The sequence below is a fragment of the Nocardia sp. CDC160 genome, assembly GCF_035818795.1.
Classification (GTDB): Bacteria; Actinomycetota; Actinomycetes; order Mycobacteriales; family Mycobacteriaceae; genus Nocardia.
In genome coordinates this window covers 411,395-436,215 of sequence record NZ_JAYKYT010000002.1, presented here as the reverse complement: position 1 = coordinate 436,215, position 24,821 = coordinate 411,395, and the positions used below count along the sequence as shown (strand labels likewise).

The window sequence follows — 24,821 nt, the reverse complement described above, 5'->3', positions numbered from 1 at the left end:
AGAGCCCTGCTAGTCGAACACGATCACCTGACGCAGGGCGTGACCGGCGGCGAGCTCGTCCATCGCCTCGTTGATGTCCTCGAGCTCGATGCGGGAGGAGACCAGGCGCTCGACGGGGAGTTTCCCCTCGCGCCACATGCGGACGAATTCGGGGATGTCGCGGGAGGGGACGGCGGAGCCGAGGTAGCTGCCGATGATGGCGCGGCCCTGGGCGACCAGCCCCAGTGGCGAGATGCTGGCCCGGGCGTCGGGGGCGGGCAGACCGACGGTGACCGTCACGCCGCCGGGAGCCGTTGCGGCGACGGCGGTTTCGAAGGCGCGGATATTGCCCGCGGCCTCGATCACGGCCTCGGCCTGAATGTTCTCGGCGGCGAGCTCCTGCGGGGTATAGGCCGCGGTCGCGCCCAATTCCGTGGCGATCTTCAGCTTTTCGGGGACGGTGTCGACGGCGATCACCTCGCCGCCGGTCCCGGCGCGCAGGGCCGCGGCCACCAGGACGGCGGCCATGCCGACACCGCCGAGACCGACCACCATGATCCGGTCGTGCGGACCGGGTTTCGCCGAATTCAGCAGCGCCCCACCGCCGGTCAGCACCGCGCAGCCGAGCACGGCGGCGACCTCCGGCGGCACATCGTCGTCGACGGGGACGACCGAGCGGCGATCCACCACCGCGTGCGTGGCGAAGGCCGAAACACCCAGGTGGTGATGGACTTCCGCGCCGTCGCGCAGCAATCGGCGTCCGCCGCTGAGCAATTCGCCCGCATTGTTGGACAGGCTGCCGGGTTCGCAGGGGGTGCGCCCGTCGGTGGCGCAACCCGCGCACTGACCGCAGCGCGGCAGGAAGGTCATGACCACGCGCTGACCCACCTGGAGATCGCTGTCGCCCGGGCCGATGGCCTCGATGCGGCCCGCGGCCTCGTGGCCGAGCAGCATGGGCACCGGCCGCACCCGATTGCCGTCGACCACGGACAGATCCGAATGGCACAGCCCGGCGGCCTCGATCTTGACCAGCAGTTCGCCGGGGCCGGGTTCGCCCAGCTCCAGCTCATCGACGGTGATCGGCTTCGACTCCGCGAACGGGGTCGGGGCTCCGATGACTTCCAGGACGGCACCACGAATCCTCATGAGCCAGACGGTACTCCACGGAACCTTCCCAGACAGCTGGATATCTGCTTCGATGGGTGACAGATAAGGAGCACCCATGAGCACTTCGCTGACCACCGGCAACAGAGCCTTCAACCACGTGGTGACGCAGTTCTTCGGCAATGTCGCCCGTGCCTATGACACCGCCGCGCTGCAGTTGGTCGTCTACCGTCCGCCGCAGGATCAGGTCCTGTCCGAGCTGCGGCGGGCCGGGTCGCGCCGGATCGCCGACATCGGCTGCGGCACGGGCATTCTCACCTCCCGAATCCAGCGTGAGCTGCACCCGGACGCGGTGTACGGCGTGGATGCCTCCGAGGGCATGCTGGCCCAGGCCCGGGCACGCTCGGAGGCCGTGCAGTGGCGGCAGTCGGCCGCGGAGCATCTGCCCTTCGCCGACGGCGAGCTGGACGCGGTCGTCTCCACCAGCGCCTTCCACTTCTTCGACCATCCGGTGGCGTTGCGCGAGTTCCACCGGGTGCTGTCCCCCGGCGGGCTGGTGGCCATCGCGACCGTGCACCCGTCGAGCCCGACCTCGCGCCCGATTCAGCGGCTGACCCGCAGCCCGCTGTTCCCGGCCCACGCGCCCTCACCGCGCGAGACCCGAAAGCTGCTGGAAGACGCCGGTTTCGAGGTGGTCGATCAGCGTAAGATCAGCCGCCCGCTGCCGTCCTGGCTGATTCCGGACGTCATTACCGTCGGCCGTAGCCGCTGATCACTTCCCGGGATTGTCGCTGCCGCGGAAACACACGGTGAGCTGGAGTTGACTCCAGACCACCCACACCGCGCCGCGGCCGTCCCGGGGACAGCCTGCCCCCGAGGTGGAGTTCTCGAACACCGCGGTCGCCTGAACGATGTGATCGCCGGGCGTGCCGCAGTCCACCTTGGACGGGGCGTCCATGGTGGTGGTGTCGTAGCAGACCCCGACGCGCCAATCGAAGGTCATGCACACGTGATAGCGGACCTTGCCGGTCTTGTCGCGCGGCGCGGAATCCAGGGTGTAGAGCGGCCCGCCGCACGGCTCCGGGCCGACCTGCAGCACACGGTAATTCGCGTCGATGGAATTGCAGTCCGACGGTTCCGGGGAACCCGCCTTCCAGGTGGGCGCGCCCGAGGAGTCCTTGGCCTGCTGGATCGGCACCTCGACGCAATCGCCGACCTTCAGCGACGCCAGGGGGTCGGCATGCGGTTTCGCCGCGGTGGTGGTGGGTTGACCGGCCCGCACCAATTCCGGCGGCGCGGCAATGGCCTTGCCCGCGACGGTGTCATGGTGCACGAACGGCAGATTCGAGGCCACCGCGGCGTAGACGAGAAACCAGCCCGTGAGGGCCAGCGCCACGATCGCCGTCCGCCGACGCGGTTCGATCGGTTCCCGCGGCGCGCGCTCCTGGCGCGCGATCGCCCGGACGCCCAGCGCGGCCGCCACGGACAGCAGGACGACCGCCATCCCGACCACAACCCACACGCCCGCGTCCCCTCCACCAACCCAGACCTCGATCGTCTGCAAGCTATCGCACCCGACGACAACCGGGCAATCCGACAACCCGCCCGGGCGGACGGTGGAATGCTGGAGCCGCCGGGGCGTTCCCGGCGGCCAATCCCTATTCGCAAAGGAATATCCAGTGCTCACAACCGAATTCGTCACGGGTTCCCCCAACTGGCTCGACCTCGGCAGCCCCGAGCCGGGCGCGGCCGCCGCCTTCTACGCGGCGGTCTTCGGCTGGCAGTTCCAGTCCGCGGGACCGGACGCCGGTGGTTACGGGTTCCTGCAGGTGGACGGCAAGACGGTGGCCGGGCTCGGGCAGCTCACCGAGGAGGGCGCGAGCTCGGCGTGGACGGTGTACTTCCAGACCCCCGACGCGGACGCCGCGGCCAAGGCGGCCGAACAGGCCGGGGCGACCATTCGCACCGACGCCTTCGATGTCATGGGCGCGGGCCGGATGGCGAATCTGACCGATCCGCAGGGCGCGCCGTACGCGGTCTGGCAGCCGGGAGACTTCGCGGGCTTCGAACTCGCCAGCGCGCCCAACGCCCTGGGCTGGGTGGAGTTGCACGTCGCCGATCCGGCGGCCGCGGCCGCGTTCTACGGCGCGCAGTTCGGGTGGCGGGCGGCCCAATCCGACATGCCCGACATGCCCTACACCATCCTGTCCACCAGCGAGGGCGACCTGGATGCCACCAGCTTCGGCGGCATCGCGCCGTTGATGGAGGGCCAGACCCCGCACTGGCTCCCGTACTTCGGCGTCGAGGATGTCGATGATCGGGCGGCGGCGGTCACCTCGGCCTCCGGGGCGGTCATCGTGCCGCCCATGGACATTCCGTCCGTCGGCCGGTTCGCCATTCTCGCCGATCCGTTCGGGGCGCAGTTCGCGATGCTGAAGCCGGAGCAGCCCGCCTGACACCCGGCGGCCACGTCACCCCGGCGCGGACGGTCAGGCGGCCGGATCCTTCACGGTTTCGGATTCGGCCAGCACGGGCGGCCACATCGTCGGGGTGATATTGGCCGGTTTGGTATTCGGGCTGGCCTCCCAATCGAAGTGGACGCCCACCCACGCCTTCGGGCGTTCGAAGCTGACGGCGCGGGCATCGAAGGCCGCTCGGCGGAAGGAGATGTCGCCGAAGAAATCGCCATTGGCGAAACTCACCGAGCGCCCGGAGAACACGGCGTCGGCGAAGGAGACCCGGCCGTGGTATTCGGCGCGAACGAAGGTCACCTCCTGGGTGCGGCCGGTGCGCCAGCGGACCTGCGCGCCGAGCTGGGCGCAGTCGAAGGAACTGGACTCGGTGTAGAAGCGGGAATCGGCGAAGGTGACTCGCGCGCCGGTGAATTCGGCTCCGGTGAAGGTGACCCGCTCCCCGTCGAAGACCGCGCGCTCGAAGCTGGTCAGGGTGGCGGCGAAGGCGGCATTGGCGAAGCTGGCGCGCTCACCGGCGAAGGTGGTGCGGTCGAAAGCCGTTCGCGCGCCCTGGAATTGCGCGCCCTCGAAGCTGACACCGCCGCCGAAGGTGGCCTCGGTGAAGACGGTTCGCGCGCCCGCCCGATCGGTCTTGTCCACGGCGGTGTGCGCGAAGACGGCCCGGTCGAAGGAGGCGGGGGTGCGGAACATCGCGCCCTGGAAGGTGACCTCCCCGCCGAGGAAGCGCGCCTGCTCGAAGCTGACGGTGCGGCCGCTGAGGAACTGGGTATTGGTGAAGCGGACGGTGCGGCCCGCGAAGACCGCGTGGCGGAAGTCCACATCCTCGAACACCGCGTCGGAGAAGTCGAAATCGCAGGCGGACCAGGAGGTTTCGGCGGTGCGCCGGAGATGCTCGGCGATCACCCGCACGATGGTGTCGCGCACCTGCCGGTCGTTCTGGCGGTAGGTGAACACGCGCTCGACGGCGGTGCCGTGGTCCTCGATGCGCTGGGTCTTGGAGACGAGGTGGCTATTGCCCTCCTCGGGGTGATACGGCAGACGCAGGTACCCGCACAGCACGTCCACGCATTGCTGCCGCCGCCAGCGCGAGGAGAATTCGTCGGCCACACCGGCCATGGCGTAGACGCCCGCTATCCGCACCGCCACATCCGGATCGCCGAGTTGCCGCGCGGCGGCCCCGAAGACATCGGCGAAGCGGCCGCGTTCGGAATCGCGCTGGCGCCGGTAGGCCACCACCAGCGCCACCGCACCGCCGACGCCCGCCGTCACGGCGAGTGAGACCTTGCCCAGATCCAGACGATTCGGCGTCTCGGCGGTGACCCCGAGGAAGTGCCACAGCCCCCACCAGGTGAGCCCCGCGATCGCGAGCCCGCCGACCACCGCCGCCAGTACCGACCACATCAGACCCGACCGGTGGACCGTCCGGCTCACCACCCCACCGAACCTCCACCGCCGCATAGCCGAACAATAGCGACCCGCGCCCGGTCACGCATCGGATGCGGCAATTCCGCCGGGACTTCGCACCCCCGAAATCTGCGTAACACCAATCCTTTTCGTCCGAAATGACAGATCCGCCCGGTGACACGATGTCACCGGGCGGACTCGATCCGGACTATCCGGGAGAAATCAGACGGTCTCCACGGCCGCTTCGGCCGGAGCCTGCTCGCGCCGCAGCCCGATGGCCGCGGCACCCACGCAGGCCAGCGCCACCACGACCACGAACCACGGGAACACCGTGCTCAGCCCCCAGGTGGTGGCTGCCCAGCCCGCGACGACCGTCGGAATCGCCATGGCCGAGTAGGCCAGCAGGTAGTAGGCCGACATGGTCTCGCCCCGCTTGTGTTGCGGCACAACATTGGACAGGTGCCGCAGCGACCCGCCGAAGCCGAGCCCGAAGGTGCCGCCCAGCGCGAATCCGGCCAGCAGCACCAGCACCCAGTTGCCGGTGTTCAGCGCCGGAATGGTGAGCACCAGCGCGACCGCCATGCCGATATCGCCGATGATGGCGGCCCGGCGCGCCGGAATCCCACCGGCGACGGCCTGGGCGAGCGCGCCCGCGGTCGCGGTGGAGGCCACCACCGCGCCGCCGAAGACCAGATTGTGGATCCCGGTCTTGGCCGAGGCCAGCGACGGGTACAGCGACAGCAGCACGCCCAGCACCGACCAGGCCGCCATCACGCCCAGCGCCGAGAACCAGAAGTCACTGCGAATCTCCTGCGGCACGGCCGGTTTTGCAATCGTGATGCGCTGCTTCTTGCGTGCCCCGTGCGGCTCGCGCAGCACCAGCACACCGGCCGCGATGAGCGCGCACACCACCGTGATCACGACGTACGGGGTCCGCAGCGGATGCGGCGCGTACTGCGCCAAGACCGCCGACCCCAGAATCGCGACGGCCATACCGACATTGAAGGCGACCCCGGACAGCTGGCCCGACCGCGCCCCGTGCTGCGGTCGCAGATCCAGCAGCGCCGCCGCGCCCGCCACCACGGTCGCACCGACCGCCGCGCCGTGCAGCGCCCGCGCGATCAGCAACATCGCCACATTGTCGGCGAGCAGGAACACCACCAGCCCGACGATCATGGTCGCGAAAGCACCCAGCAACACCGGCTTCCGCCCCACCACATCGGAGATGCGCCCCGAGACGAGCACCGCACCCAGCGCCGCCACCGCGTAGGCGGCGAACACGAAAGTCGTCGTGAGCGGCGAGAAATGCCAGCTCTGCTGATAGATCCCATACAGCGGCGCGGGCGCGCCGGACACCCCCAGCGCCACCCCGCTGGCCGCGAGAATGAGCGCGTACGCCCAGGTCTGGCTGCCCTGCTCGGCTCGAGTTGCCGCAACTACTGTCGCCATCGAACCACCTCATCAGCTAAGTTTGATTAGTATCGAACCTGACGATACATCTGGTTCGACGACCGTCAAACCTGTCGCGAGAGTGAAGTAGGTCATGTCCGATACCGACGAACTTCCGGTGGCACCCTTGCCTGTCGTCCTGAGCGCGCTGCAGGACCCCGTCCGACTGGAAATGGTCCGTCGACTCGGGAACGCCGGAACGGCGTTACGATGCGGCGCCCTCTACGAAGCCGTTGGAAAGTCGACTGCAGCGCACCACTTCAAGATTCTCCGCGAAGCTGGACTGACCGAGCGCATTACGATCGACGGCAACGTCTGCCAGCGCCTACGGATCGAGGATCTGAACGCCGTGCTTCCCGGTCTGATCGATTCGATTCTCGCGGCGGCGAACCGCGAGAATCGTCCCTCCATCAGTTGACTTCCTCCCAACCGTCGAAGACGGTAGGGACTCCTACCCGACGCGCCTGTGCTTCAGGAGCGCCGCTCAGTGGGTTCCTGCTTCGTCGCGGATCGCTCCGGCGAGCCGGAGTCTGACACCCGCTCCACAGGCGTTTAGCGACTCCGCCAGCCCGGCGGCGTCGAGAACGTTCAGTGCGGCGTTGAAATCGCGGTCGAGCTCCGAACGGCAATTGGTGCAGGTCCAAGCTCGCACTCGTAATGGCTTCGGGCCAGCATTGTTCTTACACACCGAACATAGCCGACTGGTCGGTGTCCAACGATCAACCCGCACCACCCTTCGGCCATGACGCACTGCCTTCTCTTCGAGCAGCCTCAGCAGTTGCGCCCAGCCTGCCTCATGGACCGACTTACCCAGCCAACTACGGGCCATTGCCGCAATAGCCAGATCCTCAACGGCAATCGTTTGGTTCTCACGAATCAGCCGGAGTGCGAGCTTGTGGTGATGGTCCAGCCGGGCATTGCGCACGCGACGGTGTTGCGCGGCGAGTCGTATTCGGGCCTTCTCTCGGTTCTTGCTTCCTTTCTGCTTGCGTGACAACGCTTTTTGAGCTCGTATGAGTCGACGCTGTCTCCGTAGAAGGTATCGAGGATTCGATACCTTCTCTCTGGTGCCGTCCGAACGAACGACTACTGCAAGGTCCGCCAGGCCGAGGTCCATCCCAGCGATGGTCTCCACTTCCGGCAACGACGCAGTCTCGATCTGTACGACAAATGACACGTAGAAGCGACCATCTGCCTCGCGGATCACAGTCACACTTGAGGGTTCGCTCGGCAGTGGACGGGACCAGGCCAGCTTTACATCGCCGATCTTCGCCAGCCGAACGCCGCGGCTGGTGACGCCGAAGGCATTGCGCGTGAAGCGTATCGATTGATTTCGAGATTTGCGAGACTTCCAACGTGGCCTACCCACCCGTGGCCCACGTCGCCGTTTTCCAAGGCTGTCGAACCAATTCCGGTATGCACGGCTTGCATCGTTCGCTGATTGAACAAGGATCGTGCTCGATACGCCCCGCAACCACGCTCGGCGCGGGGTGCGTTTGGCTTCGGTTAGTACTCGTTTCTGAATCTCGCTGTCGCTCAGCGGAATTCCTTGTCGAAGCGTCCGATCGTATTCTTCGAGGACGTCATTGAACACGACTCAAGCGCACCCGAAACTACGGGCGAGCCTCCCGATCTGATCACCTGTCGGATAGGCGCGGTACCGATACCTCACCAGCACTCGAACATGCTATCGAAACGCTGGTGCTATGTGGGCCGATTCGCAAGGCCAAGCTCCCCGTCGAGCGCCTCGTCTCCTCCCGCATCGAGCTCGAGGACATCAACGAGGCGATGGACGAGCTCGCCGCCGGTCATGCCCTACGCCAGGTGATCGTCTTCGACTGATCGTGCCCGGGCTAGGGTCGAGGAATGAGTCTCGAACCGCTTGCCCTGCCCTCGGCTGACTGGTCCGACTGGCTGTCCGGTTATGTGCAGGACCGATTGCACACCGCGACGGACATTTTGGAGCGGCTGAAGGCAGGGCCGGGCGGGGATTCGATCGCCGTGCTCGACGCGTGGAACGACGCCGATATCGCGCTGCGGGGCGCGAGCTCGGTTGCCGGGCTGTTCGCGGAGGTGCATCCCGACGCCGAGGTACGCACGCTGGCCGATGAGCTGACGCAGCGCATCGACCGGGCCAGGACCGATCGTGATCTCGACCGCGCGCTCTACGACATTGTGGCGGCGACCGAGACGGGCGGGTTGGACGAGCAGGCGCTGCGCATGCGTGCGCACGTGTTGCGCGACTTCCGGCGTACCGGGGTGGACCGCGATGAGGCGACTCGGGATCGGCTGCGGGAGATCTCCGAACGGCTTGTCGTGTTGGATCAGGACTTCGGTCGGGCCATTCGCGAGGACGTTCGCGAATTGCGGCTGACGCCGGAGCAATTGGACGGGCTGCCCGCCGACTTCATTGCCGCGCATCCGGTCGACGCGGACGGCACCGTCACGGTCAATACCGACTACCCGGACTATCTCCCGTTCCGGACCTATGCCCGCGACGGTGAGGCCCGCCGCGCGCTCACCGTCGAATTCGAGACCCGCGGCTGGCCCGCCAATGACGCCGTCCTGCACGAGATGCTCGAGTTGCGGGCGGAGAAGGCGCGGCTGCTCGGGTTCGAGAGCTGGCCCGACTACGACGCCGACGTCAAGATGATCGGATCCGGTACGGCCATCGCGGAATTCATCGACCGGATCGCGGCCGCCGCCGACGCCGCGGGCCGCCGCGACCTCGAGATCCTGCTGGCCCGCCGCCGCGTGGATGATCCGGCCGCCACCGGTATAGACCGCTCCGAGGTCGGCTATTACACCGAGGTGGTGCGCGGCGAACAGTTCGATGTGGATGCGCGGGAGGTCCGCCGCTACTTCGATTTCTCGCGGGTGCGCGCCGGGCTGCTCGAGGTCACCGGTCGGCTGTTCGGTCTGGAGTATCGGCCGGTCGAGGTCGCGTGCTGGCATGACGACGTCACCGCCTACGACGTGTACAGCGGGGACGAGCGCTGCGGCCGGATCTACCTGGATCTGCATCCGCGCGACGGAAAGTACAAGCACGCCGCCCAATTCGATCTGGTCGGCGGGATCACCGACCGGCTGCTGCCCGAGGGCGTGCTGGTCTGCAACTTCCCGCGCGGGCTCATGGAGCATCGCGATGTCGTCACCCTGTTCCACGAGTTCGGGCATCTGCTGCATCACGTCCTGGGCGGTCGGCAGCGGTGGGCGCGGTTCTCCGGTGTGGCCACCGAATGGGATTTCGTCGAAGCGCCCTCGCAGATGCTCGAGGAATGGGCTTGGGACGCCACGATTCTGGGCACCTTCGCCCGCGACGAGACCGGTGCGGCCATACCGGCGGAACTGGTGGAGCGCATGCGCGACGCGCGGCTGTTCGGCCAGGGCATCGGGGTGCGGACCCAGGTCGCCTACTCCGCGGTGTCCTACCTGCTCCACCGCGACCGCCCCGCCGACCAGACCGCGGCCGTGCAGGCCGCCATGGACCGCTACGGACTGATCGGGGCGCTGCCGGGCACCCACTTCCAGACCTCGTTCGGCCACCTGGCGGGCTACTCCTCGGCGTACTACACGTACATGTGGAGTCTTGTCATCGCCAAGGACCTGTTCTCCGCCTTCGATTCCGACGATCTGTTCGATCCGGTTGTGGCGCAACGCTATCGCGACCACATCCTCGCCCCCGGCGGCTCCCGCGACGCCGCCGACCTGGTGACCGGATTCCTGGGCCGACCCTTCACCTTCGACGCCTTCACCGCATGGCTGGACCAGCTTCCGGCGCGAGCCCGCTCCTAGGACGGATGGGCCTGAGTACCCCCGAATCGGTTGCGGGAGGCAGTTTTCCGCCAATTCCGCTGTACCGGTGCGGGTTCAGGCCCATCCGGTGATTAACCTGCGACCGTGGATCTCTTCTCACAGTCGTGGACGGCATTGCTCGAGGCGGTCGCCGAACTCTCCGACGCGGACTTCGCGCGACCCTCGGGCTGCACTGGTTGGCTGGTGCGGGACCTGGTGTGCCACTTGATCATCGACGCCCAGGACGTCCTGATCACACTCGTCACACCCGTCGACGTGCCACCCACCCGCAATGCCGTGACCTACTGGCAGGTCTCCGACACCCCACCCACCGGCGACGACCCGCTCGACGCCCTGATCGTCCGCCTGGCCAGCGCCTACGGCGACCCCCGCCTCCTCGAATTCCATCTCGACGACGTCGGCTCGGCCGCGGGCCGCGCCGCCCGCCTCTGCGACCGCACCATGCACGTCAGCACCCGCGACCAGGTCCTCACCGCCGACGACTACCTCACCGCCTACGTCCTCGAATGGACCCTCCACCACCTCGACCTCATCGCCCACCTCCCCGAAGCCCACCGCCCACCCACCGAACCCCTCGCCCACGCCCGCACAATGCTGGAAACCATAGCCGGACAACCCTTCCCCGCATCGTGGTCCGATGAGGACGCGCTGCTGATCGGCACCGGACGCCGCGCCCCGTCCGAGACGGAACTGTCCGAACTCGGTACCCTGGCCGCGCAGCTGCCCCTCGTACTGGGCTGAACGGCAACGACTTTCGAGCTAACGAGTCACCGAGATGATGCCGGGCAATGCCACCAGGGCCAGCATGGTCGATACCAGGACCATGCCCGCGATCTCTTCCCGTGGGCCGTTGTACTTCTCGGCGATCATATGACTGAGCACGGCGACGGGCATGGCGCATTGAATGGCGAATGTTCCTGCGGCGACATGGTCCATTCCCAGCATCGACGCCAATGCCAAACCGATGGCGAACCCACCGCCCACCCGAACCGCCGACAAGAGCACCGATCGCGGCAGACTCGCGAACCGAAGACGGCTCAGCGATGCCCCGAGCATGAGTAGCATCAACGGAACCGCGATATTGCCCAGCAGTTTCAGCGTCTCCTGAACCGCTCCCGGGATCTTCACCTCGAATCCGATCAGCAGCAAGGCGGAAACCAGGGCATAGATCATCGGGTTGCGTAACAACGCCCGGGGAGTCATTTCCCCGGAGGCCAGCCACACGCCTATCGTCACATGGCAGATCTGGATAAGCGTCGAAAACGCGACAGCAAAGATCAACCCGTCCTTTCCGAATGTGAAGAACGCGATCGGAATGCCGAGATTCCCCGTATTCGGCAGCATCAAAGAAGGCAGCAGTCGTCGCACATCCTGCCGGGCGAGCCGAAGGACGACGGCACCGAGGACGGCGAACAATGCCACGGCGAGCGCCCCGGCCAGGAATGTGTGAGCGACCAGCCCGAGCGTGAGCTCCGGTCGATTGAGCGAGGACAGCAGCAGACACGGGAAGCCGACGTTGGACACCAAGGAGGTGACAACCTTGGTGTCCTGCGGTCGTTCGACCCTCGCCCAAATCATGCCGACCGCGGCACACGCGACAATCGGTACGACTATCGACAAGACGAGAGAAAACACGGATCAATCTCCGGGCACGAATCCGAGCAGCAAACCCGCCGGGCCGCTGTCGAAATTCAGTCGCCGCATATCGCGGGCGCTGTCTTGCTCGAATGACGTCCTACCGTGCACGATCGCCGTATTGTCGCCGATCAGTACTTGGCCGGCCCGCAGCGCGAACCGGACCTGGTTCTCCTCCCGGGTCAGAAAATGGCACAATTCGTCGAACATCTCGGCCACGTCCGGATGCGGCCGTACCCGGGCGGCCCCGTCGGCCATCCTGAACTTGATGCCCAGCCTGGCACCGTCCCTGGTGAACAGTGCGCTACGGCTCGACTGATGAGTCCTTTCGATGGTGAGCGCATCGGCGCGGCTCACCGCATCGATCGTGTCCGGATACTTGATCGCGAGATGCTCGAACGCGGCCTTGGCCGAGCCGAGGAATGTCACCCCACCTGATTCCGCAGGTGTCACGCATTGCAGGGTGATTATTCGTTCCGGGTTGTCGCGAAAAGCGCCGTCGGTGTGCGGCAGATGATTGGCGCGTCCAGCCCCCAGAAACCCTGGAACCTGATTGAAGGAATTGATACCCACGATTCCGTCTCGGTCCGCGCGAGGATGCGGCGCGTGATTCCCGAAATGTTCCTTCAGCAAGAGTAGATCGTTTCGGCTGTCGGTCGTATCGGCGCATTCAACAATGGCGAACCCGAGTCTGTTGAATGCTGCCGTGAATGCTTCATGGTCTTCCGCATTCATTGCGCGAATGCTCCTCACACGAATAATCTGTGCAGATATATCGGTGGAAGCGTCGAATGTGATTCGATCGTCTGTGGTGATCATGACTCAATCTCCCCTTTCGTGAGCCATGACCGAACGTAACAAGGTTGTTTGCGAGGGTAAATAATGTGATCGTTTTCGTTGTTTCGGGCGCGGTTGAATATTGAATTTACTTGTTGAACCCGTTTTGCTCATTGTGCTCACGGCTACTGCGGGGAGTGGTGATCGTCTATTGTTCGGGTTGTGTTCGCACAACTGTTTCCGCGATTCGTACGGCGGGTGCTCATGCTTCAGATCGCGGTCGTCATGGCTTCGGTGGGTGTGGAGTACGGCGTCTCGACGTGGCTGATCAGTCGGGAGTTGACCGCGCAGTACGGGGACAGTGCGCTGCGGATCGCGCGGGCGGTCGCGGCAGCGCCGGGGATCGGGGACACGGTCGCGGCCGGAGATCCCGAGCGCGAAGTGCAAGAACTCGCCGAGAGTATTCGTCGCAGCACCCGGGTGCTGTCGGTGGTGGTGACGGACCGCAATGGGATCAGGCTCGCGCATCCCGATCCCGACCGGATCGGGAGGCCGGTCAGCACGAATCCGCAAGTGGCGCTGTCGGGTTCCGAGGTTACCGGGTTGGTGACCGGGACGCTGGGCCCGTCGGTGCGCGCCAAGGTCCCGGTGCGCGATCACACCGGCGTTGTGGTCGGGATGGTCAGCGTGGGATTCGCGGTGACCGACCTGACGAATCGCACGCGCGAGATCTCGCTGCTGATCGGCGGATGCACCGCCTTGATCCTGGTATTCGGGGTGCTGGCCTCCACCGCGATCGGCTACCGGCTCAAGCGGCAGACCCTCGGCCTCGACTCGGACGAGTTTCCCGATCTGGTCCGCAAACGGGAGGTTGTCATGCACGGGCTCGAGGAAGGCGTCCTGGCCGTCGACAGCGCGGGCAGGATCACCGTGTGCAACGCGAGAGCCGCCAGCCTGCTGGGCATTTCGGTGCGCATCGGCACACCGCTCGATGAACTGGACATCTCGCCGCGCCTGCGTGGCATGCTCGAGGACCATCGCGACGGCGAGGATCAACTGCTGATCGTCGGGCAGCGGATGCTGGTCCTGCACGGGCGCAAGGTCGTCCACGACGAGCAGAACCTCGGCTTCGCCATCACGATCCGCGATCGGACCGATCTCGTGCGGCTCACCCGGGAACTGGAAGCCGTTCGGTCACTACAGGACACGCTGCGCGCACACCGCCACGAAACCGCCAACCGCCTGCACACGGTGTCGGGAATGCTGCAGCTCGGCCACTACGACGACGCCGAGAACTATCTGCGCCAACTCGCCATCGCGGTCACCGAACCCGATGTCCCCGAGCATCTTTCGGATCCGTTCCTGTCCGCCTTCCTGGCCGCGAAGTCCGCGTTGGCCAGGGAGAAGGGAGTCGACCTGACGGTCGACGCGAGCACCGTCGACATGCGGATGACCGTCGATCCCGTCGATATCACCACCGTCGTGGGCAATCTCATCGACAACGCCATCGAGGCGGCTCGACAGGATCCCCGGGGCTGGGTCGATATCGAATTGCTCGCCGAGGACACCGATCTCGTCGCGATCGTCGCCGACTCGGGCGGCGGGATACCGGCGGACCTGACCGACCGCGTCTTCGAGGACGGATTCTCGACCCGCGGCGAAATGCACGGGCTCGGACTGGCATTGGCCAGGCACGTCGCGCGCAACCGCAGCGGGGATGTCACCCTGCTGGACCGCGGCGGCGGCCCGGCGCACGGCGCGATCTTCCTGTGCCGCTTGCCGGGCGCCCTGACCGGTACGAACGAGGAGGTATCTCCCGCGTGATCACAGTCCTCGTGGTGGACGACGACTTCCGGGTCGCGCAGATCCATGCCGGTTTCGTGGCACAGGTCGACGGGTTCCGGGTGATCGGGCAGGCCCGGACCGCGGCCGAGGCCAGGGCCGCCGTCGCCCAGTTGAATCCCGATCTCGTCCTGCTGGATCTGTACCTCCCCGACGAATCCGGTATCGCCCTGCTCACCGATCTCGGCGCCGATGTCATCGTCGCGACCGCCGCCAATGACCGCCGCACCGTCTCGAACGCCCTCGCGCGTGGTGCGCTCAACTACCTGATCAAACCGTTCGACGGCGCCGACCTCGTCGCGCGACTGCACGCCTACGCCCGTTACCGGGAACACCTGGCGAAGTCCGGCGAACTCACCCAGACCGACGTCGACCGGGCCTGCCACCTGCTTCACCTCGGTGACGCCGCCGAGGCGGTGGACCCGCTCGACTCCGCCGCCAACCCCGCGAACAGTGCACCCGCGACCCCGGTCACGGTCCGGCTCATCGCCAGAATCCTCGCCCGCACACCCGAACCCATGACAACCAGCGACATCGCCGAGCAACTCGGCTTCTCCCGGACGACCGCCCAGCGCTACCTCTCCGCGCTCGCCCAGGACGGCCGCGTCGAAGTGCGATTGCGCTACGGCACGACGGGCCGCCCCGAGCACCTCTACAACTGGAATCCCCGATACCCGGTCCACGAACGAGGCTGAGCCCAGCGTGCCGACCCTTTGCCCCGTTGTGTCACTCGACCGTCGAGGTGAGCCGCTATTTCTTCTCGATGTTCTCGAAGTCGAACAGGCCTGCCCAGGTGACCTGGGCCTTGACGCGGTCGGAGCGGGCCGAGGCGGCGTTGTATTCGAGGACCGGGACGTCGGCCATGTCGGCGAGCAGGAGGGTTTGGGCTTGGGCGAGGAGAGACCAGGCCTGGTCGGGGGAGGGGGCGGCCAGGGCGGCTTTGAGCAGGCGGTCGAATTCGGGGTTGGCGTAATCGATGTCGTTGGTTTCCGAACCCGAGAGGTACTGGGAGGTGAGGAATTCGAACATCGACGGGTAGTCGCCCTGCCAGGCGTAGCGGAAGGCCTTGCCGACGGTGCGGTGGGTGATCTCGTCGCGCAGGTTCTTGAAGGTCGGGTAGGGGAAGGGTTCGGCGGAGATGCCGAGGGTGTTCTTCACGCTATTGGCGATGGCCTCGATGACGGCCTGGTGGCCACCGTCGGAGTTGTAGGCGATCTGCAGGCCGCCCGACCACGGGGACATGGTGTCGGCCTGGGCCCACAGCTTCTTGGCCTCGTCGGGGTTGTAGGCCAGCCATTGCACGCCGGGCAGGTCGCCGCGGAATCCGGGCAGGGTGGAGGCGGTGAAGTCGCGGGCGGGCAGGCGCGCGCCGTGGAAGATATTGGCGCAGATCTGTTCTCGGTTGATCGACATGGAGATGGCCTTGCGGCGCAGCACGCCCTCGGCACCGCCGAAGTGCGGCAGGTCCTTCGGGAATCCGATGTGCAGGTTCTGCGCGGTGGGATGGTCGATGGCGCGGTCGCCGAGCTCCTTCTTGTAGAGCGCGAGCGAGCCGTCGGGGACGGTGTCGAGGGCGTCGAGATGACCGGCGAGCAGATCGGCGTAGGCGGTCTCGAAGGTCTGGTACATCTGGAACCGCAGGCCCTTGTTCTTCGCGGGCCGCCCGCCGTGATAGCCGGGGTTCGGCTTCACCTCGATCTTCACATTGTGTTCCCAGGTGGTCAGCTCGTAGGGGCCGTTGCCGACCGGGTGTTCCCCGAACGCCTTCATATCCTTGTAGGCCACCTCGGGTAGCGGATAGAACGGCGAGAAGCCCAGGGACAGTTCGAAATCCATCGACGGCTGGGTGAGATCGACGGTGAAGGTGTGATCGTCGACGACCTTCAGCCCACTCATGGTCTGTGCCTTGGGCGGATTCGCCGAGACGTCGTCGTAGCCGACGATCGGGGAGAACACCCAGTTGCTCAGCTGCCCGTTGGTGGCCAGTGCCCCGTAGTTCCAGGCGTCCACGAACGACTTCGCCGTCACCGCCGTCCCATCGGTGAAGGTCCAGTCCGGCTTCAGCGTGATCTTGTAATGCTGGCGATCCGATGACTCAATGGACTGCGCGAGCTCGTTGTACGCCTTCCCGTCGACGTCGTAGTACTTCAATCCCGCGAACAGCCGGTCGACGACGCGCCCGCCCTGATTCTCATTGGTATTGGTCGGAACCAGCGGATTCTGCGGTTCCCCGGCATTCACGACGATCATGTCGTCGCCACCTCCGTCACCGGAGGAGCATCCCGCCAACGCGGGTCCGGCGGCCAGCAGGGCCGCAAAGCACAGGGCGGTGAGCGTCCGTCTCTTCATGATCTCTCCCGAATCCAGTGTGTCGGCAGAGCGTAACGGGAATTTGTTCTCCCCCAGTGGGTTTGACACAAGAATTTAAAGAGGAGCCGCCGGACTCACCGGATAGGGAGGGTGTGACGCCTATTCGACGGTCACGGTGACGGTCTTGGTCTGGGTCTTCGCGGGCAGCTTGGTGGTGTCGACCGCGAGAATCTCACCCGTGTCCTGGACGCCGTTGGCGAGGATCTTCGCCTTCAGGCCGTACGGGGGCTGATCGCCGGTGAGGGCTTCGAGGCCGAAGTCGCTGTCGTTGGAGATGTAGAGCGTCTTGCCGCCGTCGGTGGTGGCCACGCCCTCGATCTTGTCGTGGCCGAAGAACTTGCCGTCGGGGTTGAGGGAGTCGAGGAGCCCGGCCAGGTCGAGATTGGCGGTCTTGGCGACCGGGGTGATGTTCGCCTTCTTCAGGGCGGCGACGGCGTCGGCGGTGCTGACCGTGCCGACGTAGACCTCGAGCGGCTTACCGTCGATCAGGATGCCCTTGTCCGGATCATACGGCGCGCCAGCGACTTTCGACCGCGGGCCGATATCGGTGGCCCCGGAGATGTCGATGGTCCACAGCTTCTTGTTGGCCTTGGGTGCCTTGTTGCCGTCGCGCTCGTCGATCAGGAACGTGGTGTTGGTGAGGGCGGTGATCTCCGAAATCGCCAGCTTCTCTTTGGGATTCTCCAATGGCACCGCGAATTCCTTGACCGCGCGGGTCTTCAGATCCACCGTGACCAGGCGGGTGACGGGAGTCTCCCGGGAGTTGGTGACACCCGGCTCGCTCAGCGCGCTCTGGATCACGCCGACCAGGGTATTGCCGTCGGGGGTGATGGTCAGCCCCTCCATGCCCTGGTTCGGGGTGCGGTACGAAAGCTCCTTGGGCAGACCGCGTCCCGGCGCGAGCCGCTCTAGCTCGGTGCCCTTGGCGTCGAAGTGCACCAGGAACGGGCCGTATTCGTCGGAGACCCAGAGGGAGCCGTCGGGCAGGGCCACCAGACCCTCGCTGTCGATGCCGTGATCGGTGGGTGCGAGGGTCTTTCCGGTGAGATCCTTCATGGTCTCGCCGGTGGAGGCCGAGGTGTCGACCAGACCGTTGAAGGGCTGTCCGGCCGGATTCTTCAGCAGGATGGTCGATTCCACTGTCGCCTTGTTGCCGACCAGCTTGAATTTGGCGATCTGCGGCGTGAAATCTGGTACGGGAGCGATCTTCTCGTTCTTGGCCTTGCCGTCCACATTCGGGCCGCGGTCGGTCAGGCCGTAGAACTCGTCGGTGGAACCCGGCACCGGTGTGAACGCCGAACCGTACCCGCTGGCCTGCACCGGCACCCCGCCGAACTCGCCGATGGGCGCGATATCGGTGGTGAATAGCCGCACCGCGTCGGTGGTGGTGACGGTAATGGTGTCCGATCCGGTGTACCCGGCCGCCGGGGTGTAGACCAGCGCGCCGTCCAGGCGGCGGTTCAGCGTGCCGTGCTGCGGGTCGGCGACGGCGACCGCGGCCCGGCCGCCGGTCTTGGCCAGCAGTTGATCCAGGGAGATCATCAGCGGCTGTCCGGCGGTGGCGGTGAAGTCGGCGGCCTCGGAGCCCGAGGAGCAGGCGGCGGTGACGGCCGAGGCGCAGACGGCGGCGGCGACGAAGGCGCGACGGGTGGCGAGACGAATACTCACCGTGGTGTCGTATATGTCCGATTCAACAGTGTGTTGACGTGGGCGTGAACGGTTCCCGCCCAGCTCGTGAACCGCACCCGCGCCAGCCCTTCGTCCCGGCGCCGCGCCGACCCGATAGGCTCGACCCCGAATTCAGGCAGGCAGTCCAGCTAGGTGTAGTGAAGGAGACCAGGTGACCACGAACCGGATCCGGGTGGGCGTGCTCGGGGCGCGCGGCAAGGTCGGGCAGGCCATCTGCGCGGGTGTCGAGGCGGCTGCGGATCTGGAACTGGTGGCCCAGGTCGACAAGGGCGACTCGCTGGAGGCGTTCACTGCCGCCGGGACCGAGGTGGTCGTCGACTTCACCCATCCCGACGTGGTGATGCCCAATCTGAAGTGGCTGGTGGAGAACGGCATTCACGCCGTGGTCGGCACCACCGGATTCGACGCCGAGCGGCTCGAGCAGGTGAAGGGCTGGCTGGCGGCCAAGCCGGAGGTCGGTGTGCTGATCGCCCCGAACTTCGCCATCGGCGCGGTGCTGAGCATGCGATTCGCCGAGCAGGCCGCCCGCTTCTTCGACTCGGTCGAGGTCATCGAGCTGCACCACCCGAACAAGGCGGACGCGCCCTCGGGCACCGCCTTCCGCACCGCGGGCCTGATCGCGGCGGCGCGGGAGAAGGCCGGTGTCGGCCGCAGCCCCGACGCCACCAGCCAGGAGCTCGAGGGCGCGCGCGGCGCGGATGTGGACGGCGTGCGCGTGCACTCGATCCGCCTCGCGGGTCTGGTCGCGCATCAGGAGGTGCTGTTCGGCACCCAGGGCGAGACCCTGACCATTCGCCACGACTCCCTGGATCGGACCTCGTTCGTCCCGGGTGTGCTGCTGGGCGTGCGCAAGACGCCGCTGCGCCCCGGTCTGACCGTGGGCATCGACCCTCTGCTCGACCTGTGAGCACCCCGGCCGAGAACAACTCGCGCGAGGTCTACAGGCGCGTCGGCTTCATCACCGCGCTGGTCCTGATGCTCGCGTTCTATTTCGTGTTGCTGGGCCGCATCGCAATCGATCTGATCGCCTCCGGCAAGGCGGCGGCCATCGGGCTCGGCATCGGCGTGCTCATTCTGCCGCTGCTGGGCGTCTGGCTGGTCGCGAGCAGCGTCCGCGCCGCCCTCGCGCATCAGCACCTGGCCCGCCGCATGCACGAGGAGGGCCGCGAACTGGATGTCTCCGAGCTGCCGCGCCGCCCCTCCGGCCGGATCGAGAAGGCCGCCGCCGACCGGCTTTTCGAGCAGGTGAAGCAGGAGTTCGAGGCCGATCCGGAGAACTGGCGCAGCAACTACCGCGCCGCCCGTGCCTACGACTACGCGGGGGACCGCTCCCGGGCGCGCGAAATGATGAAGCGCGCAGTGGAATTGGAGCGCATCGAGCGGTCGGGCAAACAGTAGCCCGGCCTTCGCGGGAAACCGGCCGGTAACTCTTAGCGGGAGTAAAGTCCGCCCGGTGAAGTTCATGGTGGGTTACGCGCTGGCCATCGCCTGCGCGACACTGGGGTCGCCCGCGACGGGATCGGCTGTGGCGCGGGCGGATTCTCCGGTGTCGCGGGCTGATTTCGCGCCCTCGTGTGTCGAGTCGGAGAACGATTACAAGCTGGAATGGCAGGCCAGCTGGGCGATCTACGAGGCCGAGCAGCGGAATCCGGACGACGGGCGCGCGGTGACCGAGGTGGACCTGCCGATCACCATCGCGGCCCCGCTGGACAAGGTGTGGGCGGTCTACACCGACGTCCGCAATGGCATCGGACGGCACTCGTTCCTCAAGGACGTCATCGTGCACCGCACCTGCGACGAGGACGGCGTGCACATCACCGATTTCACCGCGCTGGAAGACATTCCGATGGGTTCGGGGACGTTCCCCGGCCACACCCAGGCCGAGACCCGGCTGCACCCGGACGAGCACTACTACACCACCGAGAGCTGGGACGTCCCCAATGTCACCACGCACCAGGTGATCACGTTCACCGACAACGGTGACGGCACCACCACGGTCAACGAGCACCTGACCTTCGTGGCCGACCAGACCCTCATCGATTTCACGACCACCAATGGTGTTGCCGCGCACCTGGCATCGCAGCAGGGCGTCAAGCGCGATATCGAAAACGGGGACCTCTGAGGCGATTTCGTCCCGTACACATGACTGTGGCCCGGAACCAACCTACTGGTTCCGGGCCACAGTCGTACTGCCGGTGGGTCACACGCCTAGGAGGGTAATCTGTCCGGGCACCTGCGTGACGGGTGGCACCCGGTCGAGAGGCGGCATGCGGTCCGGCCCCACCGACGGTCCTCTGGACCGCGCCGACTATCCGCGAATCGGCACGGCCGCAGTGGTTTTCAGGACGCGGCTCCGGGCGCGGGGTGTACCCGGGCCCAGTGCTCGGCGATATCGATGCGCCGCGCCAGCCACACCTTGTCGTGCGACTGCACGTAGTCCAGGAACCGCTCCAGCGACTTGGCCCGCGCGGGCTTGCCGACGATGCGGTTGTGCAGACCCACCGACAGCATCTTCGGCGCACCCGCGGCACCCTCGGCGTAGAGCACGTCGAAGGCGTCCTTGAGATAGGAGAAGAACTCCTCGCCATTGGCGAACCCGGCGGGGGAGGCGAAGCGCATGTCGTTCGTCTCGAGGGTGTACGGCAGCACCAGCTGATCCTTGTCGCCGACCTTCACCCAGTAGGGCAGGTCGTCGGCGTAGGAGTCCGAGTCGTAGACGAATCCGCCGTGCTCCACCACCAATTCGCGGGTGTTGGGCGAGTCGCGGCCGGTGTACCAGCCCTTCGGCGCCTCACCGAACAGCTTGGTGATGATGCGCACGGCCTCTTCCAGGTGCGCCTTCTCGGTCTCGCGGTCCACCAGCTGGTAGGAGAACCAGCGCAGGCCGTGCGAGCAGATGTCGTACCCATTGCGCTTGAACGCCGCGACCGCCTCCGGGTTGCGCTCGAGCGCCCGCGCCACACCGAAGATGGTGAGCGGGATGTCGCGCTGCTCGAACATGCGCAGCACCCGCCACAGTCCGGCCCGCGAGCCGTACTCGTACATGGTCTCCACGCTCTGGTGCCGGTTCGGGAACGCCGCGCCCGGAACGATATCCGGGGTCAGGAACGCCTCGGAGCCCTCGTCGCCGTCGAGCGGGTTGTTCTCGCCGCCCTCCTCGTAGTTGAGCACGAAGTTGATGGCGATGTTCGCCTCGCCGGGCCAGTGGGGATGCGGCGGGTTGGGGCCGTACCCAACCATGTCCCGCGGGTAGTTCAGGTCGAAATCACTCATGCCAGTTCATTTTCCAGCTCGGCGCGCAGGCGCGCGCGAGACTCGTCGGTCAGGGTGCCGAACAGCCGCAGCCGCGCCATGCCGCCATCGGGGAAGGCGTCGAAGCGCACCCGCACGACCGCCTCGGCGGAATCGATGAGGAAGCGGTGGCGGGTGTCGGGCTGCAGGCGGGTGCGCGGCAGCAGCTCCACCTCGGAGCCGTCGGCGCGGATACCGGTCAGCGCGCCCGCGCCCGGGGCGTTGAACAGGAAGTACGAGGTGTCGATCTCCGCGGCGGTGACGACGCCCTCGGCGGCCAGCTGCACCAGCACCCAGTCGTTGACGGACTTGTCGCGACCGCGCGCGGTCTCCCAGCCGTCGCCCATGCTGGCGGCACGGCCCGGCATCAGGATGTTCTGTGGGTGCGAGAAGAAGATGTTCGAGCAGTCGGCGACCAGGCCGCCGTTCTCGATCGCGGCCAGGTCGAACGGGCCCGACTCCAGCCACGCCAGATCCGGCTTGGCGATGCCGTGCACGCGCAGTCGGGCGATGCCGCCGTCAGGGAACATGCGCAGCCGCACGTGGGTCCAGCGCTTGGGCGAGTCCACGGTGAACGGGTTCTTCGAATCGCCATTGACCTTGGCGCGTTCGACGATGGTGGTCCAGCCCTCGGCGGCGACCAGCTCTTCGGTCGACGGATGGCCTTCCACCGCAATGGCTTCCACGGAAACCTCGGGCGGGTAGTTGCCCTTGAACCAGGCGGTGTCCACGACCACGCCCTTGATCACGCCGGGCACGCCCAGGCGGATGATGGCCGAGTCGCAGTCGTCCCCGGCGGGGTGATCGCCGTTCTCGCCGCGGCGACGGCGGGTCTCCCAGCCGTCGTACACCTGGCCCTTGTGGCCGAAGGTGGCGGGGGAGTAGGTGGCCGCCTGCGGGCGGATGAGGTTCTCCCGCTCGGCGAAGGACTCGTCATTGGCCCACAGCACCGCGCCACCCAGGGTGCGCACGGCCAGGTCCGGAAGCAGCGTGAAGTCGTCGCTCATAGCGCCGGAATCTTCCTTTCTCGCAGTTGATGCAAAACGTCGACGGAGGCTTTGGGGGCGATGGCGGTGACGTCGGCGGGATCGAATGCGCCGCACTCCAATCCGCGCAGCACCACGGTCGCCAGCGCCTGCGCGGTGGCGGGCTCGTCCATCACCGCGCCGCCCTGGCGATCCAGGTAGCGGCCGATGCGGGGAGCCGCGACGCCCAGGCCCTCGCGGAAGAAGGCGAAGGTGGCCAGCCAGCGGGTGACCAGGTGGCCCGCGCCCATGTCCCAGCCCTGGTAGTAGCCGCGCTCGAGCGAGCGGGTGACCAGCCGGAAGTGCCGCGAAACCGCCGCGCGCACTTCCTCTTCGGTGCCGATGGGCAGCACCTGGGTGGAGCCGTCGCACACCCACACGCCGGTGGTGGCCGCGGCGGCCTGCATGACGGCCTTGGCGTGATCGGCCACCGGGTGCTCGAGCGACTGGAACTTCGGGGCGATGCCCAGCGCGGCACTGTAATCGTAAGTGCCGTAGTGCAATCCGGTGGCACGTCCGGCCGAACGCTGAATCAGCTGCGAGACCGGGGAGGTGCCGTCGGCGGCGATGATGGCCTGCGGGGACTCGATCTGCAGCTCGAACTTCAGCGACCCGGCGGGCAGCCCGTGCGCCTTCTCGATGGCCTCGCACACATGCACGGTCAGGTCGGCCTGCTCGACGTGGCGGATCTTCGGCACGGTGAACACGAAGCCCTCGGGCACGCCGCCCGCGCCCTCGAGGACCTTCTCCAGGGTGCGCAGGGCGCGCGCCCACTCCAGGGTGGTCAGGCCCTTGGTGCGGATGCCGCGCGAACGCACCTCGGCCGGAAGGGCTTTGAGCACCGCACCGGCATTGAGGGCGGCGGCGTCCTCGACGTCGTCGGGGCGGGTGCCGTAGCCGTCCTCGAAATCGAATCGCAGGTCCTGGATGGGACGCTCGCGCAGGGTCTCGAAGACCCGGGCCACGACCTCTTCCCCGGCCAGTTCGACCAGCAGCTCACGCTGGCTCTCGGCGAGTTCCAGTGCGGCCGAACCCCATTCGCGCGGGGTGTCGACGGAGGCGTCCGCGCCCGAGACGTACGCGGTGTGAATCGGCTGGCCGGGACGGTCGCCCGGGTAGCGCCGCAGCAGCTCCGAATCGATTGCCTGCAAACGGGATTCGATCCCATTCAATGTCTCCGGTGGCAGCGTCACGCCTGGGCCTCCTGTTCCTCGATGCCGAAATCGGCGAGCAATCCCACGTACTTCTTCGGTAGTGGGGCCGCGAATTCCCCGCGGCCGGACTTACGCAACTTCATGGTGACCAGCGATTGCACGGTCAGCGTGGCGGCGGCGACGCCGTCGACCACGGGTACCCCGACCTCGTCGGTCAGGAATTCACACAGATCCGCCATCCCGGCACAGCCGAGCACGATGGCATCGGAGTTGTCGGCGGCCACGGCCTCGCGGCAGGCGTCGGCGATCACCTGGCGCGCCTTGGGATCCTCCAGCTCCAGCACCGGGATCTCACAGGCGTGCACGTCGGCGCAAAACCGTTCCATGCCATAGCGTTCCGCCAGCTCCCAGGCGCGGCCCGCGGTGCGGGCCAGCGTGGTGACGACGCTGAACTTCCGGCCCAGGTGGCTCGCGTACTGCATGCCCGCCTCGGCGATGCCGATGACCGGGCCGCGCGCCAGCTCGCGCGCCGCGTCCAGGCCCGGATCGCCGAAGCAGGCGATGACGTAGCCGTCCACGCCCTCGGCCTCGCCCTTGGCGATCTCGGCGAGCAGGCCGGGCACCGACAGGGCCTCGTCGTAGTGGCTTTCGATGGACGCCGGGCCCATCTCGGGGTTGACGGCCTCGATCACCGTGTCGGGGGCCGCGACCAGACGCGCGCTCTCCCCGATGAGGGCCGTCATCGCGGCGGTGGTGTTGGGATTGATGACCCGGATCCGCATGGGACCACGCTATCGAACAGAAATGGTTCC

24 protein-coding genes and 1 pseudogene are annotated in these 24,821 nt (G+C 66.9%); 11 read left to right on the top strand and 14 right to left on the bottom strand.

The features are described from left to right. Positions 1-9: 9 nt before the first annotated feature. Positions 10-1,125, bottom strand: coding sequence for an alcohol dehydrogenase catalytic domain-containing protein (locus VMT40_RS09435; protein WP_326357601.1), 1,116 nt, complete (start codon positions 1,123-1,125; stop codon positions 10-12). 76 nt (positions 1,126-1,201) lie between these two features. Here VMT40_RS09435 and VMT40_RS09430 point away from each other — a divergent pair, with 76 nt between their 5' ends. Continuing rightward, positions 1,202-1,855, top strand: a complete 654-nt coding sequence (locus VMT40_RS09430) for a class I SAM-dependent methyltransferase (protein WP_326357600.1) — start codon at positions 1,202-1,204, stop codon at positions 1,853-1,855. Here VMT40_RS09430 and VMT40_RS09425 read toward each other — a convergent pair whose 3' ends face one another. After that, complete coding sequence (locus VMT40_RS09425; protein ID WP_326357599.1) at positions 1,856-2,647, bottom strand: hypothetical protein; 792 nt, start codon at positions 2,645-2,647, stop codon at positions 1,856-1,858. A 115-nt stretch (positions 2,648-2,762) separates the two neighbouring features. On the opposite strand from VMT40_RS09425, the gene VMT40_RS09420 reads away from it, so the two are divergent. Then, positions 2,763-3,539, top strand: a complete 777-nt coding sequence (locus VMT40_RS09420; protein ID WP_326357598.1) for a VOC family protein — start codon at positions 2,763-2,765, stop codon at positions 3,537-3,539. A 33-nt stretch (positions 3,540-3,572) separates the two neighbouring features. Here the strand turns inward: VMT40_RS09420 and VMT40_RS09415 are convergent, their stop codons facing one another. Next, entirely contained in the window at positions 3,573-5,015 is a 1,443-nt protein-coding gene (locus VMT40_RS09415; protein WP_326357597.1) for a pentapeptide repeat-containing protein, read from the bottom strand. 168 nt (positions 5,016-5,183) lie between these two features. Continuing rightward, on the bottom strand, positions 5,184-6,410 hold the full coding sequence (locus tag VMT40_RS09410) for an MFS transporter (RefSeq protein ID WP_326357596.1): 1,227 nt from the start codon (positions 6,408-6,410) through the stop codon (positions 5,184-5,186). Positions 6,411-6,504: 94 nt separating this feature from the next. Here VMT40_RS09410 and VMT40_RS09405 point away from each other — a divergent pair, with 94 nt between their 5' ends. Then, on the top strand, positions 6,505-6,828 hold the full coding sequence (locus VMT40_RS09405) for an ArsR/SmtB family transcription factor (protein WP_326357595.1): 324 nt from the start codon (positions 6,505-6,507) through the stop codon (positions 6,826-6,828). Between the two features lie 66 nt (positions 6,829-6,894). On the opposite strand, the gene VMT40_RS09400 is transcribed toward VMT40_RS09405, so the two are convergent. Both VMT40_RS09400 and VMT40_RS09395 read right to left on the bottom strand, forming a co-directional pair. After that, on the bottom strand, positions 6,895-8,004 hold the full coding sequence (locus VMT40_RS09400; RefSeq protein WP_326357594.1) for an RNA-guided endonuclease InsQ/TnpB family protein: 1,110 nt from the start codon (positions 8,002-8,004) through the stop codon (positions 6,895-6,897). A 3-nt stretch (positions 8,005-8,007) separates the two neighbouring features. Further along, positions 8,008-8,082: a helix-turn-helix domain-containing protein gene (locus VMT40_RS09395; protein ID WP_326358554.1), complete on the bottom strand. Its 75-nt coding sequence runs from the start codon at positions 8,080-8,082 to the stop codon at positions 8,008-8,010. A gap of 47 nt (positions 8,083-8,129) precedes the next feature. Here VMT40_RS09395 and VMT40_RS09390 point away from each other — a divergent pair. The 3 genes and pseudogenes from VMT40_RS09390 to VMT40_RS09380 all read left to right on the top strand — a co-directional run. Next, a pseudogene (locus VMT40_RS09390) lies at positions 8,130-8,252 on the top strand (alcohol dehydrogenase); the annotation flags it as partial. 24 nt (positions 8,253-8,276) lie between these two features. Beyond that, positions 8,277-10,205, top strand: coding sequence for a M3 family metallopeptidase (locus VMT40_RS09385; RefSeq protein ID WP_326357593.1), 1,929 nt, complete (start codon positions 8,277-8,279; stop codon positions 10,203-10,205). A 105-nt stretch (positions 10,206-10,310) separates the two neighbouring features. Continuing rightward, the gene (locus tag VMT40_RS09380) at positions 10,311-10,967 is read left to right on the top strand and encodes a maleylpyruvate isomerase N-terminal domain-containing protein (protein WP_326357592.1); all 657 of its coding nucleotides are present in this window, start codon (positions 10,311-10,313) and stop codon (positions 10,965-10,967) included. A gap of 18 nt (positions 10,968-10,985) precedes the next feature. Here the strand turns inward: VMT40_RS09380 and VMT40_RS09375 are convergent, their stop codons facing one another. Next, positions 10,986-11,750, bottom strand: coding sequence for an AEC family transporter (locus VMT40_RS09375; RefSeq protein WP_326357591.1), 765 nt, complete (start codon positions 11,748-11,750; stop codon positions 10,986-10,988). A gap of 114 nt (positions 11,751-11,864) precedes the next feature. Beyond that, complete coding sequence (locus VMT40_RS09370) at positions 11,865-12,680, bottom strand: TauD/TfdA family dioxygenase (RefSeq protein WP_326357590.1); 816 nt, start codon at positions 12,678-12,680, stop codon at positions 11,865-11,867. 180 nt (positions 12,681-12,860) lie between these two features. Between VMT40_RS09370 and VMT40_RS09365 the strand changes: the two genes are divergently transcribed. After that, positions 12,861-14,462, top strand: coding sequence for a sensor histidine kinase (locus VMT40_RS09365; RefSeq protein WP_326357589.1), 1,602 nt, complete (start codon positions 12,861-12,863; stop codon positions 14,460-14,462). Then, on the top strand, positions 14,459-15,175 hold the full coding sequence (locus tag VMT40_RS09360) for a response regulator (RefSeq protein ID WP_326357588.1): 717 nt from the start codon (positions 14,459-14,461) through the stop codon (positions 15,173-15,175). The genes VMT40_RS09365 and VMT40_RS09360 overlap by 4 nt, the downstream gene beginning before the upstream one ends. Positions 15,176-15,230: 55 nt before the next feature. Here the strand turns inward: VMT40_RS09360 and VMT40_RS09355 are convergent, their stop codons facing one another. Both VMT40_RS09355 and VMT40_RS09350 read right to left on the bottom strand, forming a co-directional pair. Further along, on the bottom strand, positions 15,231-16,829 hold the full coding sequence (locus VMT40_RS09355; RefSeq protein WP_326357587.1) for a peptide ABC transporter substrate-binding protein: 1,599 nt from the start codon (positions 16,827-16,829) through the stop codon (positions 15,231-15,233). 120 nt (positions 16,830-16,949) lie between these two features. Continuing rightward, on the bottom strand, positions 16,950-18,518 hold the full coding sequence (locus VMT40_RS09350; protein WP_326357586.1) for an esterase-like activity of phytase family protein: 1,569 nt from the start codon (positions 18,516-18,518) through the stop codon (positions 16,950-16,952). Positions 18,519-18,690: 172 nt separating this feature from the next. Here VMT40_RS09350 and dapB point away from each other — a divergent pair, with 172 nt between their 5' ends. From dapB to VMT40_RS09335, 3 genes are all read left to right on the top strand, one after another. Then, a complete protein-coding gene (gene dapB / locus VMT40_RS09345) occupies positions 18,691-19,446 on the top strand; it encodes a 4-hydroxy-tetrahydrodipicolinate reductase (RefSeq protein ID WP_442789940.1) in 756 nt (251 codons plus the stop codon). Between the two features lie 68 nt (positions 19,447-19,514). Beyond that, on the top strand, positions 19,515-19,937 hold the full coding sequence (locus tag VMT40_RS09340; protein ID WP_326358551.1) for a hypothetical protein: 423 nt from the start codon (positions 19,515-19,517) through the stop codon (positions 19,935-19,937). A 55-nt stretch (positions 19,938-19,992) separates the two neighbouring features. After that, positions 19,993-20,661: a hypothetical protein gene (locus VMT40_RS09335; RefSeq protein ID WP_326357585.1), complete on the top strand. Its 669-nt coding sequence runs from the start codon at positions 19,993-19,995 to the stop codon at positions 20,659-20,661. A gap of 218 nt (positions 20,662-20,879) precedes the next feature. On the opposite strand, the gene puuE is transcribed toward VMT40_RS09335, so the two are convergent. From puuE to VMT40_RS09315, 4 genes are read right to left on the bottom strand one after another with little or no spacing between them, the layout of a single operon-like run. Continuing rightward, positions 20,880-21,812, bottom strand: a complete 933-nt coding sequence (gene puuE, locus VMT40_RS09330; protein WP_326357584.1) for an allantoinase PuuE — start codon at positions 21,810-21,812, stop codon at positions 20,880-20,882. Next, the gene (gene alc / locus VMT40_RS09325; protein WP_326357583.1) at positions 21,809-22,837 is read right to left on the bottom strand and encodes an allantoicase; all 1,029 of its coding nucleotides are present in this window, start codon (positions 22,835-22,837) and stop codon (positions 21,809-21,811) included. The genes puuE and alc overlap by 4 nt, the downstream gene beginning before the upstream one ends. Further along, positions 22,834-24,048 carry a DUF6986 family protein gene (locus VMT40_RS09320; protein ID WP_326357582.1) on the bottom strand — a complete coding sequence of 405 codons (1,215 nt, stop codon included), beginning with the start codon at positions 24,046-24,048 and terminating at the stop codon, positions 22,834-22,836. The genes alc and VMT40_RS09320 overlap by 4 nt, the downstream gene beginning before the upstream one ends. Beyond that, positions 24,045-24,791, bottom strand: a complete 747-nt coding sequence (locus tag VMT40_RS09315) for an aspartate/glutamate racemase family protein (RefSeq protein ID WP_326357581.1) — start codon at positions 24,789-24,791, stop codon at positions 24,045-24,047. Before VMT40_RS09315 ends, VMT40_RS09320 begins: the two co-directional genes overlap by 4 nt. Between the last annotated feature and the right edge of the window lie 30 nt (positions 24,792-24,821).

Excerpts from the sequence above, each read along its gene's own strand:
- VMT40_RS09435 (WP_326357601.1), bottom strand. The coding sequence starts at position 1,125 with ATGAGGATTCGTGGTGCCGTCCTGGAAGTCATCGGAGCCCCGACCCCG.
- VMT40_RS09405 (WP_326357595.1), top strand. The coding sequence starts at position 6,505 with ATGTCCGATACCGACGAACTTCCGGTGGCACCCTTGCCTGTCGTCCTG.
- VMT40_RS09355 (WP_326357587.1), bottom strand. The coding sequence starts at position 16,829 with ATGAAGAGACGGACGCTCACCGCCCTGTGCTTTGCGGCCCTGCTGGCC.
- VMT40_RS09410 (WP_326357596.1), bottom strand. The coding sequence starts at position 6,410 with ATGGCGACAGTAGTTGCGGCAACTCGAGCCGAGCAGGGCAGCCAGACC.
- alc (WP_326357583.1), bottom strand. The coding sequence starts at position 22,837 with ATGAGCGACGACTTCACGCTGCTTCCGGACCTGGCCGTGCGCACCCTG.
- puuE (WP_326357584.1), bottom strand. The coding sequence starts at position 21,812 with ATGAGTGATTTCGACCTGAACTACCCGCGGGACATGGTTGGGTACGGC.
- VMT40_RS09415 (WP_326357597.1), bottom strand. The coding sequence starts at position 5,015 with ATGCGGCGGTGGAGGTTCGGTGGGGTGGTGAGCCGGACGGTCCACCGG.
- VMT40_RS09385 (WP_326357593.1), top strand. The coding sequence starts at position 8,277 with ATGAGTCTCGAACCGCTTGCCCTGCCCTCGGCTGACTGGTCCGACTGG.
- VMT40_RS09340 (WP_326358551.1), top strand. The coding sequence starts at position 19,515 with ATGCTCGCGTTCTATTTCGTGTTGCTGGGCCGCATCGCAATCGATCTG.
- VMT40_RS09430 (WP_326357600.1), top strand. The coding sequence starts at position 1,202 with ATGAGCACTTCGCTGACCACCGGCAACAGAGCCTTCAACCACGTGGTG.
- VMT40_RS09315 (WP_326357581.1), bottom strand. The coding sequence starts at position 24,791 with ATGCGGATCCGGGTCATCAATCCCAACACCACCGCCGCGATGACGGCC.
- VMT40_RS09370 (WP_326357590.1), bottom strand. The coding sequence starts at position 12,680 with ATGATCACCACAGACGATCGAATCACATTCGACGCTTCCACCGATATA.